The sequence below is a fragment of the Paenibacillus sp. TSA_86.1 genome (genome assembly GCF_052691815.1).
In genome coordinates, this window is record NZ_JBQZGE010000017.1 from 79,752 (window position 1) to 95,623 (window position 15,872).

At 48.3% G+C, this 15,872-nt stretch carries 12 protein-coding genes; 8 read left to right on the forward strand and 4 right to left on the reverse strand.

Annotated elements, in window-relative coordinates; genetic code table 11:
• Positions 1–29 precede the first annotated feature (29 nt).
• The 7 genes from ACUTVW_RS23575 to ACUTVW_RS23605 all read left to right on the forward strand — a co-directional run bounded on the left by ACUTVW_RS23575 (position 30) and on the right by ACUTVW_RS23605 (position 8,835).
• Positions 30–1,817 (forward strand): cache domain-containing sensor histidine kinase, encoded by a 1,788-nt coding sequence (locus tag ACUTVW_RS23575; RefSeq protein WP_445647998.1) that lies wholly within the window; start codon positions 30–32, stop codon positions 1,815–1,817.
• Complete coding sequence (locus tag ACUTVW_RS23580; protein WP_445647999.1) at positions 1,792–3,345, forward strand: response regulator transcription factor; 1,554 nt, start codon at positions 1,792–1,794, stop codon at positions 3,343–3,345. Before ACUTVW_RS23575 ends, ACUTVW_RS23580 begins: the two co-directional genes overlap by 26 nt.
• Positions 3,346–3,600: 255 nt before the next feature.
• Entirely contained in the window at positions 3,601–4,890 is a 1,290-nt protein-coding gene (locus ACUTVW_RS23585) for an ABC transporter substrate-binding protein (RefSeq protein WP_445648000.1), read from the forward strand.
• A gap of 139 nt (positions 4,891–5,029) precedes the next feature.
• Positions 5,030–5,932, forward strand: coding sequence for a carbohydrate ABC transporter permease (locus tag ACUTVW_RS23590; RefSeq protein ID WP_441930042.1), 903 nt, complete (start codon positions 5,030–5,032; stop codon positions 5,930–5,932).
• A gap of 2 nt (positions 5,933–5,934) precedes the next feature.
• Complete coding sequence (locus tag ACUTVW_RS23595) at positions 5,935–6,774, forward strand: carbohydrate ABC transporter permease (RefSeq protein WP_445648025.1); 840 nt, start codon at positions 5,935–5,937, stop codon at positions 6,772–6,774.
• Positions 6,775–6,870: 96 nt separating this feature from the next.
• Positions 6,871–8,118 carry a rhamnogalacturonan acetylesterase gene (locus ACUTVW_RS23600; protein ID WP_445648026.1) on the forward strand — a complete coding sequence of 416 codons (1,248 nt, stop codon included), beginning with the start codon at positions 6,871–6,873 and terminating at the stop codon, positions 8,116–8,118.
• Between the two features lie 315 nt (positions 8,119–8,433).
• On the forward strand, positions 8,434–8,835 hold the full coding sequence (locus ACUTVW_RS23605; RefSeq protein ID WP_445648001.1) for a sensory rhodopsin transducer: 402 nt from the start codon (positions 8,434–8,436) through the stop codon (positions 8,833–8,835).
• A 104-nt stretch (positions 8,836–8,939) separates the two neighbouring features.
• On the opposite strand, the gene ACUTVW_RS23610 is transcribed toward ACUTVW_RS23605, so the two are convergent.
• The 4 genes from ACUTVW_RS23610 to ACUTVW_RS23625 form a co-directional block, all read right to left on the reverse strand.
• On the reverse strand, positions 8,940–10,094 hold the full coding sequence (locus ACUTVW_RS23610; protein WP_445648002.1) for a Ger(x)C family spore germination protein: 1,155 nt from the start codon (positions 10,092–10,094) through the stop codon (positions 8,940–8,942).
• Entirely contained in the window at positions 10,094–11,563 is a 1,470-nt protein-coding gene (locus ACUTVW_RS23615) for a spore germination protein (RefSeq protein WP_445648003.1), read from the reverse strand. Before ACUTVW_RS23615 ends, ACUTVW_RS23610 begins: the two co-directional genes overlap by 1 nt.
• Positions 11,544–12,653, reverse strand: a complete 1,110-nt coding sequence (locus ACUTVW_RS23620; RefSeq protein ID WP_445648004.1) for a GerAB/ArcD/ProY family transporter — start codon at positions 12,651–12,653, stop codon at positions 11,544–11,546. Before ACUTVW_RS23620 ends, ACUTVW_RS23615 begins: the two co-directional genes overlap by 20 nt.
• Positions 12,654–12,734: 81 nt before the next feature.
• A complete protein-coding gene (locus ACUTVW_RS23625; protein ID WP_445648005.1) occupies positions 12,735–13,673 on the reverse strand; it encodes a DMT family transporter in 939 nt (312 codons plus the stop codon).
• Between the two features lie 176 nt (positions 13,674–13,849).
• On the opposite strand from ACUTVW_RS23625, the gene ACUTVW_RS23630 reads away from it, so the two are divergent.
• A complete protein-coding gene (locus ACUTVW_RS23630; protein WP_445648006.1) occupies positions 13,850–15,241 on the forward strand; it encodes an aminotransferase-like domain-containing protein in 1,392 nt (463 codons plus the stop codon).
• The last annotated feature ends 631 nt before the right edge of the window (positions 15,242–15,872 follow it).

Consider the following 15,872-nt stretch of genomic DNA (forward strand, 5'->3'; position numbering starts at 1 on the left):
CCCTTCGCCAAGCAAAGGAGCGCTCCCGAGTGAATAAAATTAAAAACGCTTTCACGAAACTCCCCATCCATCACAAGACGATGTTGCTGATTGGCTTTTTGATGTTGATCAGCTTTGCTTTTTACGTATCTGTCATGCAGTACGTGTTGAATATTTATGATCGTCAGATCTATGAAAAGTCATCACAAGTGCTCAACATGTCGTCCGTCGGCATAGAGAACAAACTGCGCGAGTTATCTAACCTGTCCTTCAAAGTGATGTCGGATGAGCCACTGCAACAGTATCTGCTGCAATTGGAGAAGGCGGAAACGGGATACGAGCGGAATGGTCTACGTAAAAAGATTACAAACCGTCTTGTCGCTTACGCCGGTTCCGAGAAATACGTGTACTCCATGATCTTCATCGACAACGATAACAATGTCATGGCGGCAGGCAATCGGGAAGGCATTTCGCCTGCGAAGCAAAAGGAACTGATTGCGCTCGGTGAGCAAAATGCGGGTTCCAACGTATGGCTGGCAAGTGGGGATCAACAGGCGAGGCTGCTGTCGGTTAGGCAAGTGAAGTCATTCACTGGCGGGGCATTTACGCTGGAGAAGCTGGGCACCTTGATTATCCGGGTGCGGCTGGATCGTATCGTCCAGGATCAGATGCAGGAACCAGCGGAAGACTCCCAGTTGCTTATCGTTGATGGGACGGAAGTCATCTATCCGACCGAGTCCACTATTAGCAAGTCCGAAATTGCAGATGAGCTGAAGCGGACCCAACCCTACGGAATCGCCACGTTAGAGCTGGGAAAGTATTTTGTTGCCCGCACACACTCATCCTATACGGACTGGAATTATTTATATACAACCCCATTTAATCAGATGTTCAAGCAGATTCAATTTGTTAAACAGCTGGTCATGGTCATTTTTATTATGATCTTTCTGGTGGCACTTGTAATCGGAGCCAAATACTCTCGCAGCATCACCCATCCGATTGCTCAATTAATCAAGAAGATGCGTAATATTGAAAAAGGGGATCTGGATAAACTGGAAGAGGCGGCTCTTGGCAACATCCCCGTATCTCCGCAAAATGAAGTCGGACTGCTGCATCGAACGTTCAAGATGATGTTACAGCGGATTCGAGAGCTGATCGATGAGAATTATGCCAAACAGCTCGTCATTCGCGAGACCGAATTGAAAGCGCTTCAGGCGCAGATCAATCCGCACTTTTTATATAACACGCTTGAATCCATTAACTGGATGGCTAAAGTACAGAAACAGCATCAAATCTCCGAGATGGTCGAGGCTCTTGGATTTCTGCTGCGTAGCTCAGTTAATATGTCTGAGAAATGGATTACGCTGGAACGGGAGTTGGACATTGTGCGCAGTTACGTCACGATTCAACGTACCCGGTTTGAGGAAAGACTTGATTTTGACATGCTTATCGCACCTGAGGTTGGAACTGCCCGAATTCCCAAGTTAACATTACAGCCACTTGTAGAGAATGCCATTCATTATGCGCTTGAACCAAGCATCGAACCTTGCCAGATACGAATCCGTGCCAGAGCAGAAGGCGAGCATATTCGGATTGAAGTCGAGGATAACGGGCCGGGTATGACCTCCGAATTCATGGAACGTTTGCAGGAAGGACAGATTCAGACCAGAGGACAGGGCATAGGGCTTACCAATATTCAGGAACGTCTCAGGCTGACCTTTGGCGACGAAGGCATCATGAGCATAAGCAGCAAGCCTGGATCAGGAACTGTAGTATCGATCAGCATACCTTGGATCAGAGAGGACGATGACGATGTACAAAGTGATGCTCGTAGATGATGAACGTGTCATACTGGAGGGGATTTCTCAGGTAGTTGACTGGGCGGCGGCAGGGACAGAGCTTGTGGGCACGGCCAGAAATGGAGTGGAAGCTCTAGGGAAGATCGAAAGTGCCAGACCAGATATCATCATTACTGACATTTCCATGCCGGGGTTGGATGGACTGGGTCTGATCGAAAAGGCTTCCGAGGCTTATCCGTCACTACGTTTTATCATGTTATCCGGCTACAAGGAGTTTGAGTATGCTCGCAAGGCGATGCAATATGGCGTGAAGCATTATCTGCTGAAACCCTGTAACGAGAATCAGATTCATGATGCTCTGGTCGAGTTGTTGCAAGAGCGTCAGGATGCGCAGGTGAAAGAGCATGTTGCGGGAGAGATCAAGCAGCGTTTGCAGCGAGTACTCCCTCATGTGAAGGAGCAATTTCTGCTGGAGTTCATGACCAATCGCACGTATGGCCCCGTCGATCTGGCGTATTATCAGGATTTATTCAATCTGGAGCTTCAACAGAACAGTGTCCGGTTGCTGTTGCTTCGTATTGTGGATGAGCATGATTACAGCCATTTATTTGCGATTAAAAATATAGCTGCTGACCTTCTTCCCGATGTTCTGTTAAGCACCACGATTGAAGGCAAGCTTTTGATTGTGCTGGCAGAACAATCCGATGTGCATGTGCTGCAGGAGAGAATTGAAGCGGTTCGCCAAGCTTTTACCCGTCTCTACAAATTAGAGCTGACGGCTGCGCTCAGTGAAGCCGATCATATGACCCAGTCCCGGCGGTTGTTCCGCGAGGTGATGCAGTACTTGAATCACCGCTTTTTCATTGGAGAGGGCAAACTCATTACCAAGAATGATGTGGTGCTGGCCGGGGAATGTGACGGTGTGAATGTGGAGCGGGATGCCGAGCAGCTGTGCCAGTTAATTAAATCGGGCAATACGGAGGAAGCTGCCGCTGAGGTACATCGTCTGTTCGAACAGCTGGCCGACCAGAAGCTGGATATTGAAGTGACACGCGCTTATGTGGTGCAGTTATACTCTGCCATGATTCAAGTGTGCCCGCCGGAAGAGGCGACCGATTTTACGCAGCGGATGGCGGAACTGACACATCTTGATACGCTGCCTGATTTGAATACGTTTGTGGCAGACAGTGCTGCTCGGTTAACCGCTGGTTATTATAAAAATTATATTAGTCGCCAATCATCGGCGGTGGAGAAAATGATGGACATCGTGGACCGTCACTATGGTGAGGCTGACCTTTCCCTGAGTGGGGTGGCGCATCAGATGTTATATATGAATCCGGACTACCTCGGCAAAATTTTCAAAAAAGTAACTGGCGAAAATTTCTCCAATTACGTTAATCGTCTACGCATTGAACGGGCGTGTGAACATATCCGTAGAGGTGGGGATGTGAAGGTATTTGAGCTGGCTGATTTATTTGGTTTTGGAGGTAACTCGCAATATTTCAGTCAGGTGTTCAAAAAATGGACCGGCATGACACCTACCGAATTCCGCAGGTTCGGCATCTAACAGTGCATTGTCAATGACCAATCCATATCATGCGATGCCATGACATATCTCAAGAGGAGGACAACTGGCGCTTGCAGCGTCAGGGATGTCCTCCTCTGTTTTTTGAACCAACAAGACGGTTTTGTGTATTCAACTTGGATCGTACTTTTGCGAAAATGACAATATCAAGTTTGTGAAAGCGTTATCAGTATATCGTTAACAAGATGGAGATAACCCGTTCACAATACCATATCAGCATAAAAAGGGGAGATTGGCATGGTGAAAAAGGCAATATTCCTGATGATGGCTGCGTTACTTGTTTTTACAGCAGCGTGTAGCTCAGGTGGAGGCAGCGAACAGGGATCCGGGAGCAAGGGGGATTCGGTAAATCTGCGTATCGCATGGTGGGGCTCGGATACAAGGCATGAATACACACAGAAGGTCATCGACCTGTATAAAACGAAAAATCCAAACGTCAAAATTGATGTGGAATATGCTTCTTTTGACGACTACTGGAAAAAGCTTGCCCCGCAAGCCGCAGCCAACCAGCTGCCTGATATTATTCAGATGGATATTTCCTACATCAGCCAATATGCACAGAACGGGCAGCTTGAAGACCTCGCACCGTATCTGGGCAATCAGATCAAGGTAGATGATGTGGCTGAGAACGTCATCAGCACAGGTGTAATTAACGGCAAACAGTATGGTGTACCCGCCGGGGTTAACGTCCTTGGTTTTCAATATGATCCGGCACTGCTCAAGAAAGCTGGCCTAGATGCCATGCCGGAAAATCTGACATGGGAATCCTACGAAGCGCTTGGCAAACAAGCAGCAGAGAAGGGGCTGTATCTGGATGGCGGCGTAGCTCCGGATATCTTCTTCCACTATTTCCTGCGTACCAAAGGCAAATCGCTTTACAACCCGGAGGGAACCGGGCTTGGATATGATGACGATGCTCTGTTCGTAGAGTTCTTCGGATTAATGCAACGCATGATTGAGCAGAAGGCTGCACCTTCGCCGGATGTGGCTAACCAAACGAAAGGCATTATTGAAGAGTCGGATCTGGTCAAAGAAAAAGGCATCGGGGTATGGCAATGGTCGAATCAGTTTGTCGCTTTGCAACAGGTCGCTAACCGTCCACTCGCGATTGCGCCGATGCCGGGACCGGATATGGAGAAAGGACTTTATATGCAGCCAAGTATGTACTGGGGTGTAACGTCCAACTCCAAGGTGAAGGAAGAAGCGGCGAAGTTCATTGACTTCTGGGTGAACGATGAAGAGGCCAACAAACTGGTCAAAGGGGAGCGCGGTGTGCCGATTTCCGGAAAAATTAAAGAGGCCATTGCTCCTGAACTGAGTGACGCAACGAAACAGGTATTTGAATTCGTGGCATCGATGGAGCCGAAAGCTTCCCCAATGAGTCCACCACCACCGGTCGGATCACCTGAAGTAATCTCCTCACTGGCTGATGTAGTGGAAGAGTTGAACTTTGGCAAAATTACGGCCGAACAGGCAGCACAGACCTTCCGCAAAAATGCAGAGTCCGTGCTTGCAAACAATAAATGATAATTGAATGATGGCTTGCTCGTCCCGCTTGCAGGGATGGTCGGGAACGAGGCTGCTCGCTGATGCGAGGGCCTTTCCCCGTCCCATCTGCAACATAGAGTGTGGTAGCAAGCTGATCCATGAAGGAGGTACGTTCCACTTGAGGCAGTATTCTTCATTGCGCAGAAACTTGACGGGGTATGCTTTTATCAGCCCATTTATTATTGGTTTTCTTGGTTTTACGCTCATCCCGATGTTCGTTTCCCTCTACATGTCGTTTACGAGTTATAACCTGTTCACCTCTCCCAAATGGATCGGGATGGACAACTATACCAAGATGTTTTTTGATGATCCAAAATACTGGAATTCGGTTAAGGTTACGTTTTTATATGTATTTATCGGGGTGCCGTTAAGGCTGATTTTTGCCCTCTTTGTCGCAATGATTCTGAACACGGGCTCTCGCATGGTAGGAACGTACCGTACGTTGTACTATCTGCCCTCCATCATCGGCGGTAGCGTGGCCGTATCGATTATGTGGCGTAACCTGTTCAGCAATGAAGGTGTCATTAACAGTGCGATGACCGCCATTGGCATTGGTCCGGTAAGTTGGTTTGGCGATCCGGATGCGGCGCTTGTTATGCTGATTTCCCTGTCCGTGTGGCAGTTCGGTTCATCGATGCTGATCTTTCTGGCAGGACTCAAAAACATCTCTCCCGAGATGTATGAGGCCGCAGGAGTGGATGGCGCGAATCCCGTTCGGAAGTTTTTCAGCATCACGCTGCCATTGCTCAGTCCAATCGTGCTGTTTAACCTGATCATGCAGACGATCGGTGCATTTATGACCTTTGTGCCTGCCTATATCATCTCCAAAGGTGAGGGCGGCCCGATGGACGGTACGATGCTGTACTCGTTATATCTGTTCCGTCAGGCATTTATGTTTAACAACATGGGTTATGCTTCTGCCATGGCTTGGGTGATGTTGATCATGATTGGTGTGCTTACGGCGGCTGTGTTCCTGACATCCAAGTTCTGGGTATTTTATGAATCTGAAGGAGGGAAGTAATGATGGTGTGGAGAAATGTAAAATGGCCAATCTATCATCTGTTCGTTGCCGCACTTGCCCTTCTGATGCTCTACCCGGTGCTGTGGATGCTGTTCAGTTCGTTTAAGGAAAGTCGGACGATTTTTGTAACGGCAGAAAGTCTGTTTCCTACGGAATGGATCTGGTCCAACTATGCGGATGGCTGGAAAGGAACAGCGGGACGGCCGTTTATGGATTACATCACCAACTCACTTGTCATTGTGGTGATCTCTACCATTGGAGCGGTGTTGTCGTCATCGCTGATCGCGTTTGGTTTTGCCAGACTGAATTTCAAAGGACGTACCTTCTGGTTCTCGCTGATGATGCTTACGCTGATGCTGCCGCATGACGTGGTATTGGTTCCGCAGTATATCATATTTACCAAGCTGGGCTGGCTCAACACGATTTTGCCGATTGTTGTACCTACCTTCTTCGGAATGCCGTTTTTCATCTTCCTGATGGTGCAGTTTATTCGCACGATTCCGAAAGAGCTGGACGAGGCCGCAACAATTGATGGCTGTAACAAGTTCAGGCTTTATATCCAGATTATCATGCCCCTGATTAAATCTTCGCTGGCGACAGCGGCAATCTTCTCCTTTTACTGGAGATGGGAGGACTTGCTCGGACCGGTGCTGTATCTGAACTCGCCTGACAAGTATACCGTATCGATGGCGCTCAAAATGTTCCTGGACAGTGAATCTGCCTCCAACTGGGGCGCGATGTTCGCGATGTCGATTGTCAGTCTGGTGCCGGTTGTGGCCGTATTCTTCATCTTCCAGAAACAGATTGTGCAAGGCATGAGCACGAGTGGTTTGAAGGGGTAAGGAGGACACAAATTGCAGGAAGTACAGGGTAAGGAAGGATTACGCGGGGGAGATCATGCAGTGGACTCTGCGGATATGCAAAAGGATAAACAGAGCATGACCTCCTGGAAGTTTAACTTTGGCCCATCTTCAGATACAGAATCCAATTTGAACTCAGGAATGGGTAAAGTAGAGAAGCAAACGGGCAAAGACGGAAGTTACGAAAGTCTGGAAAAAGCAGAAGGTTATAAGGCGGTTTCCTCCGCAACGATATATGATGAGCACAGAGGTTACGGATTCGAGTCAGGATCGTTGGTATATGAGAAGCAGCGGCATGAGGAGAAGGAAGCCCAGTCGCATTTGGCAAAAGGGTTTTGTGCACCGCAGGGGCAGACAGCGATGTCTGTCCGCTTACGTTCGAGCTTCTGTATCCCGCTCAAGGCGTCGTTTGTGCTCGATGTACCGGACGGGACGTATCAGGTGCTTATGATGGCTGGAGATCCGTTTGCCGATACGGTAACTCATGTCAAAGCGGGAGAAGGTCGCCTGATGTTACCAGCAATCCGTACGGTCGCTGGACAATGTGCAGAGGTGAGATTTGCTGTTATTGTGCGTGGAGGCCGGCTTCGCCTTAGCTTCTCGGGACCAGTTCCTCGTATCAATGTATTGGAGGTTACACTGGCCGATCAAACGATGACTGTGTTTCTCGCCGGGGATTCAACGGTAACGGACCAGCCGGAGAGCGGATACCCGTATTGTGGCTGGGGGCAGCTACTGCCTGCACAGTTCAAACATGACGTGGCGGTGGATAACCATGCGCAGTCGGGCCGGAGTTCCCGTAGCTTTATTCATGAAGGTCGCCTGGATGCAATAAGGCAGCGAATAAAGCCCCATGACTTTCTGTTTATTCAATTTGGACATAACGATGAGAAGCCTGACCCAGAACGGGGAACGGAGCCTTTCACCACTTATAAGCAGCATTTGAAAAAGTATGTCGATACCGCGCGCGAGGCAAAAGCTCGCCCGGTGCTGATTACACCGGTACATCGCCGATATTTCGAGGAAGATGGCACATTGACCGATACACACGGCGATTATATCACTGCCGTGCGCGAACTTGCGGCAGATGAAGAGGTGCCATTAATCGATCTGGCTGAGCGCAGCCGCCTGCTGTTTGAACAGGCGGGCGAAGAAGGCACCAAAGATGATTTTATGTGGGTGCTGCCCGGCGAATATATCAACTTCCCGACAGGGATGGAAGATAACACACATTTTCAGGAGCGAGGCGCACGCCGCCTGGCAGAGCAGGTGGCCAAAGCCATTGGTGAGCTGCGCTTGCAGCCGTTACAGATGTATTTGCGTTGAACGGCGAGCCACACAAACGCTTCTAAATAAAACGTAAGTTGAGCGAAGCAACGAGCGCAAAAAAATGACCCAGCGAAGCGAAGGTCATGCTTTTAAAGGCAGTAGAGGTTGAGCGAGGCAGCGAGGGGGGCGGAATCGGAAAAAGGGAGCGAAGCGCCCGCGTTTGGCACGGGATTTCCCCCATGGAGGGGGAAAGGAAGAAATCCCGGACCAATGAGTGGCCCGAAAGCCGATCCGCGCACCGAGCGTCCGCCCGCGAGCCACCACGAGTTTTAACTCACATCACCTTCGCAATGAGCTTAAGGAGAGTGTCCCATGCAAGACAACACCGATCTTCCAAAACCTTCAACCCATGGCCATACGTACTGGGTTATTCCAGACGGTTACATCCCACCGGATAGCTCAGGCTCGTTGGAAAGCCATGAGAGCATCTGTGTATTGAATACAGGCAGTGAAGATGCAACACTAGACATCACGATTTATTTTGAAGACCGCGATCCGCTGGAGCATATTCAAGCTGAAGTCCCGGCTAAAAGAACAAAACATATCCGTACCGCATCGCTAAGTGTCGGGGACGAAAGCATCCCTTCCGGTGTACCCTATGCCATCACGGTTTCAAGTAATGTTCCTGTCATCATTCAGTATAGTCGTCTGGACACAACACAACCGGAACTGGCATTAATGAGTGTCATGGCATACCCAATCACAGAAGTCTAGATCTACGTGAAAATCGATGTCCCAGTAATCAAAGTCATTGGAACCAAAAGACCTGTAACCCGGCATCAGATTTGATGCGGATGACAGGTCTTTTTCCCATAGCTCTATTCCCCGTATTTATACGTACTGGCATTCAAAATGTTCACGTTGACTTCAACTTTGCCGAGCTGAAAACGGGCAAGCGATTTATCTCGCCGGGCAATCTCTTCTTTCCACCAATCGGGATGATGCCGGTAGAGATGCTCCACAAGACCATATGAATCAATATTGCGCGCTTGGGATTTGGCAAATGTGCTACGGATTTGAGCCTCTATCTGCTTACTGGCTTCTTGCTCCATAACACGAGGAGAACGATAAGAGCCGTGATCCTCCGAGATGGTACCTTTTACGGAAGTGACCAAATCAAAGGTGATACCGTGGGTGCTTTTTTTCGCTTTAATACGCGTTTTAGGTTTGTGAAGATTCAAGGTAAGGTCAGGAGCATCGCCATGCTTCCCATAGACATACAGTGGATATTGGTACACATGATCGTAGTTCACATAACGTGTGCCATCTGCTTCGGCCCCCGACACTTTCCCCTGACTTTTGCCATTGCTCACAACGTAAAATCCATCCATTCGAATCAGCGGCGGGGTCTTTTCACCGTTATGCCACGTCTGATTTTTAGTGGAAACGGAAGGTAGCAGCACTACCGATGAAGGTTCTCTCAGAGAATCCAGCAATTGATGCAGGCGAATAGGCTCGTATCCGGAATGCTGCCTGTACAGTCTCATCGGTTCAAACAACTCAATTGTTTGAGTGGACTGGTTCAGAATCGCCGAGGGAGAGAGCAGGGTAGACATGTCCTGATCCGTCCCATAGATCCATGGCGTGTATCTTAGCTGCCCGGAGTGAAGTAACGTATCAAAAATATCCTCAAGACGTGCTTCCAATGCACTTTTGGATAACACAATTGCTTTCACATGAGTCCACAACGTTTGCTGCTGTGATGTCTCATATAGATCGTTGATGGCCATACTCAAAGTGGTACCAGTACCTCGCCCGATCCAGATTTGACTGCCCTCCCTGGGCGTGGGGCCTTCTTGTTTCGCTATACTTGAAAAATCGATTAACTGGGCGTACGTCGTATATTGATTGTCCGAGTAATCGATGCCGATGGCTGTAATAAAGTTAATGCTCTGTACTTCCTTGGAATCCCAGCATCCTGTCAGGAGCATGACACAAACCGCAAGTATGCTACTTACGCAAGCCCATCTCATCAAGGTTTTTCCTTATGACGGGTAGAGTCCTGTGTGCGTAATACGGCTGGGCGCTGGGTGCGTGTCATGGAAGGTGGCATCGATACAGCCTGTGTGAAGTCTCCCGGAATATAGGGTGATACGGGGGAGAGGTAAAATACACCGTAACACTCCAGAGATACGAGATGAACTAACAGGGCAAACAGGGCAACCATAAATCCGAATAACCCCAAGATCGAGGAAGCGATTAACATTCCGATACGGACTTGGGATGTGGCTCCCCCCAGAACGGTGTTTACCAGAATGTAGCTGGAGATGACGGAGATCGCTACAGTGACAATAATAGTGGGAGACGTAATTCCGGCACGAATGGCCGCATCCCCGATAATTAAGCCACCGACCACACTTACGGTTTGTCCCAATGCACGTGGCAGCCTACGGCCGGCTTCATTAAACAATTCAAACATAAATATCATCAGAAATGCTTCAAGGGTAACCGGCATGGGCAAACCCATTCGCGTTCCTGCGATCGTTGCGAGCAGTGGCAGCGGAATCTGTTCCAGATTAAAGCTGGTCAGACCGATGTAGAAGGCCGGAAAAAAACAGGCAATGAGCAGTCCGGCAATCCGTAATATGCGTTCAAAGGTCACGATGAAAAAGGGAGTGCTCTCGTCCTCCGGCGATTTCAACTGATTAAACAGTGTTGTGGGTGCAATGACGGCTACAGGTGAACCATCCGTGATTACGGCAAAACGTCCGTTAATTAAGGAGTCCGCGACATAATCCGGCCGTTCGGAGTTATCCGTGAGCGGAAAGATGCTTCGCACGCCTCCCATAACTGCACGTTCCATGATAGAGGTGCCCATGATGCCGTCCACGTTAATCTGATTCAGATTACTGCGAGCGGTCTCCAAAATTTCGGGGTTGATAATATCTCTGATATATAAGAGGCCGATCGTTGTCTGTGTCCGGTCCCCTTTTACTATTTTCTCATAACACATGGATGACGTTTTCAAACGTTTGCGAACCAGGGCGATGTTCGTGGACAGCTCTTCGGTGAACCCGTCGCGTGGTCCTTTTACGGACGTTTCGATGGCAGATTCTTCAGGTGTACGTCCTGGAATATTGGCGATATCGAGGCTACAGGCTTGTACACCATTTTCAAAAACAAGCAGGAGTTGTCCACTGAACAGGAGCATGCTTATGTTTTGCAGATCAGAGACATCCTCTATGGGCTTCAGGGTCAGACCTAGCTCATTGGGCGCAGTCTCTTCCATGATCAGTGTATGTTGTTCCAGCCGTGGGATGATGAATTGATTGATCTGTTTACTATCCACCAATCCGTCGCAATAGAGCAGAATGACAGACCGAGGGGTCTCCTCTTTGGCAGGGAACGTTTGGATCACTACATCGGCACAGGATTCAAAGCTTTTTCTCAGGGAGGAGAGCAAAGTTTCATAGGAAGTGGTATCAATCAGGTGTTTCTCCATGGTGGTGTTTCCTCCTCTGATGGCGTGATTGGATGCAGGCAACCAGGGTTGCCAGAGCCGCAAATCCGCTCAGATATACGAGATTGAAAGGGAAGATGTAATCAACCAGAATCTTCGTGAAAGTCATATCGTCCAGAGGATACAGCATGGATACAATAAAGAATACAGCTAATGAAACACAGGTGATCTTCCTTCTGGAGACACTTTTAATATTCCAAATCTCTACCACAATATACATAGCCAGACTGATCCGGGTAAAAGAACCTGCAAGCCACTGATAGATAGAAAAGAAGTCAGTCTGCGCAATATATTTGCCCAAGGAGGCGATGCGCCATTCTTCAAAAGCAGGGTATCTCATTCTGGCTGCTTCATAAGGGTCGAATTCCACGATCGCTCCAATGAGCGGGCCTGTCGTTAATCCAACCATGATAAAGGCAAGCATTAGATACTGCCATAGCTTTATACGTTTGGCGAGATGAGGTTGGATGTACCAGAGGAAAAGCAATTCAAACATGCCTGCAAGACTGTACACCATGCCATGAAATACAGGCGACCATCCATGCTCCAGCACAGGTAACATCCGGCTGTAATCTTTGTACTGGGAATTAACGATAGCGACATAGAAGCCGAGCAGTACAACGAGGGGCAGAATCAATCCCGCGGTGAAGGCAAGAGAACGCATGCCTTTAAAGGCGGCATATGCACATAAGGCCATAAGTGCAATGGTTGTTGCAATAACAGGCGTTTCCGTCAAATAGTTCGTTTTGGCCCAGGTGGTGGTGTCGCGCAGAGTGAAGTAGATTGTGCATAGAAAAAAGAGACTGTTTCCCGCCCGCAGCAGCAAGCCTACGGGTTTACCGAGACGGGAAGACAGCCAATCATGCATATTTTGATGCTGTAGGAAGCGGGAGACGAAGGCAAGCATACATGCAAAGACAAGCAGAGGTCCGGTTGATAAAAGCACGGAAATCCACGAATCTCTTTTCGCCGCACTCAGAAGGGCAGGAATAATTAATACATGGCTAATAAGGCCAACGGATAACATGATTAACATCATAGCTTGTAAAAAAGAAGGTTGGGTACGCTTCATGCTGAGGAACTCCTTTTCAGGGTAGAGTATCCTCAGCAGTGTTAACGTGTTCGGGAAGCTTCATACAGGGCGAACATTTATTTAGTTGGGCAGCTCTTTTTTAATTAGCCCCTGCCTGCGACCGCTCATATTGGTACCTAAAACTCCGATGATGATCAGTACCGCACCGATATAATGATAGCCATAGACCGGTTCATGCAGAATCAAGGCTCCCCCTGCGATAGAGATGAGTGTGGAGAAGTTGGTGAAGACACTCATGCGCGAAGCTTCCAGATGTGTCAGTGCATAACTGGCAAGTAGCGTAGAGAACATCGTAGAAAGAATGGCCAGATAGGCCAGTGCACCCAGATAGGAAGGTTCTCCAAGGGGTTTGATGTAGTCTGCCATAGAACCGTTGAAAGCATGCATTCCGAGCGAAGCAACGTTAAAGACAACACAACCAACCAAGAGTGTAACCCAGGTTAATTCCAATGGTTTGTATTTCCGGGTCAGCGGTCTTGCAAGCACGCCATAACCAGCGAAACATGCAGCGGACAAGAGCAGTAAGAAGATTCCTTTGAAATTACTCAGTGACATGCTGCTGCCTTTCATCATGAAGATAAAGATCACGCCAGCAACGGATAGAAGCACAAACATGTTCTGCATCGTGGATGAACGCTCTTTCAGGTAGATTGAGGCGAGTAACATCGTGAATATTGGTGTAGTAGCCTGAATAATGCCGGCCTCCGACGAATTAGAGGTGACAAGTCCAAAGGCCTGAAAGGCAAAGAACAGGACAGGGGACAGCAATCCGAGTGGGATAATCCGCCACAGATCAGCGAGGCGAAGATTAATTTTGATCCAGCCGAATAGAACTGGAATACTGACAACAATCAGTGAAAGAGCAAACCGGTGTGCAAGCACATCAATAGGATCTGCTATGGTGACGGTCATTTTTACAAATAAAAAAGAGAGACCGATAATCGCTGCATACAACACAGCTGCAATATAAGCATAAGTACGTGTGGACGTATTATTCATTTGTATTCCCTCCGATGTGGTCGTAGCCGTGATGAATGTTCCTGATGATCCTATATCTAAACCTGACAGGATGTGGAATACATTCGCTTGATTTAATATTACTTCTGCTCATCTCGTGCTACAATAGTCAAAAGCGTGAATTGTACCGGTACAACATAAGGAAGGGAGGGGAAGGTATGAAAAAATATGAGGTGATCGCTCATGCATTACAACAGTGGATACAAGAGCAGATGGTACAGCAGGGGAGCCGCCACTGGGATGAGAAAGGAATCAGACTTCCTGCCGTTCGCCGTGTGGCGGAGCAGTATCACTGCAGTGTAAGCACAGCGATTCGTGCGTATGAATCGCTGGAACAGCGACATTTGGTGTACGCGGTTCCCCAATCCGGTTATTACGCTGTTCAGAATGGTCTGGGTATACAGGATATGGATTGGGAGGAACCGCTGGATTTTGCATCGGCCGCTCCTGATCCCAGGGTGTTCCCTTATGCCGATTTTCGGCATTGCGTAGAGCTCGCGATGAAACAGAAGCAGGATGAACTTTTTTTATATGGAACCCAGCAAGGATTGCCTTCGCTCATTGAGCTTTTACAGAAACAGTTTGCCGATTATCAGGTCTTCGCGCGGACAGAGCAGTTTTTCATCACATCGGGTGTACAACAGGCGCTCGCGGCACTGGCATTGATGCCTTTTCCCGGCGGAAAAACTACAGTCATGGTGGAACTGCCGACATATCACAATATGCCTACTTTACTAGAAAGCCTGAATGTCCCTGTTGCAGGTGTACGAAGAACACTAGGGGAAGGGCTGGACTGGGATTCTGTTGAACGTCAGTTTGCAGAGGGAGAGATCAAGTTTTTCTACGTCATGCCGCGGTTTCATAATCCCATCGGAACATCCATGACGGTCAAGGAGAAAAAACGGTTACTTCGACTTGCTCAGCGATATGATGTCTATCTGGTGGAGGATGACTATCTGGCAGATTTGGAGGACAGCGCAAGACAAGATCCTTTGTGGGCTTATGATACGCATGACCGGGTGATTTATCTGAAAAGTTATTCCAAGATCCTGTTCCCTGGGCTTCGTATGGGTGTAGCCGTTCTTCCCATAGCCTTGATTGCCTCTTTCGGCACAATGAAAAGAATGCTGGACATCGACACCTCACTGCTGTCTCAAGCGGCACTGGAAGTGTATATTCATAGCGGGATGTTTGCCCATCATCGGAAAATCATTCGTAGCCGCTACGCAGCACGTATGGAAGTAGTTCATGAACAACTGGCGGCTCATACTGAGTTTGAACCATTTTGTGCTGCGCCACGAACCGGAGGGGAGCATACAGTTCTGCCTTTGCCAGGGGATATGCCTGTTCGTACCTTACTGTCCCGCCTGCAGAAGCGCGGAATCATTACGGATACAACTGAACGGTATTATCCCGAAGGGACTTACCGCGCCTATACGGATCAGATGCTGCGACTGAACATTTCCAATGTTCCGAAACAGCGTATTGAAGAAGGGATGCGGATCATTCGGGAGGAGATTTTGAAGTTGCAGATCAGATCTGCAACGTGAACATAGACCAGCCATTGATGACTGGTCTATCTCGAATGTTAAACGATGTTGCGAAAGGTGACTATTAGGCGGGGGCTATCATCGCACCCGAAATGAAGTCAACTCCGAAACATGATTAGGATGATGTAGTAAAGGCGAAATTTTGCCGGATTGAATGAGATTGCGGCCTTGCATTATTCAATATTTTAGGTGGGGAAATTCTAACGATCCTGAGAGACCTTATTTGGCCTGTTTTGAGCCAATCCATATTCTAACGATCTCCAGCGACGCTATTTTGTCCAAAATGACCCTTTGAGGGGAGAATTGGGCTCCATTTTGCAAAATAACGTCTTCTGTGATCGTTAGATTTCAAAACCGATCAAAAAGCGGGAAATAAGGCTTCCTGTGATCGTTAGAATTTCGGCAGCTTGGAGGGATATGATGAAAGGCATGCTCATCAGGTTGAATACCTCCTATCCACATCCATAAAGGAGTCACCTTCATCTAGCATAAAAAACCTAGCCCAAAGGGCTAGGTTTCCTTCTTTATGTGCTAATCGACAGTTCTACACTAATTCCATGCGCTGCTCGGGGGGCTCTGCATATACACCATGCATTATCCAATAGCTCAATGCTTACTCCTTCGCTACTCG

What these genes read in the sequence shown, in the direction of transcription:
- ACUTVW_RS23580 (WP_445647999.1), top strand. Translation starts at nt 1,792, where the DNA reads ATGTACAAAGTGATGCTCGTAGATGATGAACGTGTCATACTGGAGGGG.
- ACUTVW_RS23585 (WP_445648000.1), top strand. Translation starts at nt 3,601, where the DNA reads ATGGTGAAAAAGGCAATATTCCTGATGATGGCTGCGTTACTTGTTTTT.
- ACUTVW_RS23595 (WP_445648025.1), top strand. Translation starts at nt 5,935, where the DNA reads ATGGTGTGGAGAAATGTAAAATGGCCAATCTATCATCTGTTCGTTGCC.
- ACUTVW_RS23600 (WP_445648026.1), top strand. Translation starts at nt 6,871, where the DNA reads ATGACCTCCTGGAAGTTTAACTTTGGCCCATCTTCAGATACAGAATCC.
- ACUTVW_RS23605 (WP_445648001.1), top strand. Translation starts at nt 8,434, where the DNA reads ATGCAAGACAACACCGATCTTCCAAAACCTTCAACCCATGGCCATACG.
- ACUTVW_RS23610 (WP_445648002.1), bottom strand. Translation starts at nt 10,094, where the DNA reads ATGAGATGGGCTTGCGTAAGTAGCATACTTGCGGTTTGTGTCATGCTC.
- ACUTVW_RS23615 (WP_445648003.1), bottom strand. Translation starts at nt 11,563, where the DNA reads ATGGAGAAACACCTGATTGATACCACTTCCTATGAAACTTTGCTCTCC.
- ACUTVW_RS23620 (WP_445648004.1), bottom strand. Translation starts at nt 12,653, where the DNA reads ATGAAGCGTACCCAACCTTCTTTTTTACAAGCTATGATGTTAATCATG.
- ACUTVW_RS23625 (WP_445648005.1), bottom strand. Translation starts at nt 13,673, where the DNA reads ATGAATAATACGTCCACACGTACTTATGCTTATATTGCAGCTGTGTTG.
- ACUTVW_RS23630 (WP_445648006.1), top strand. Translation starts at nt 13,850, where the DNA reads ATGAAAAAATATGAGGTGATCGCTCATGCATTACAACAGTGGATACAA.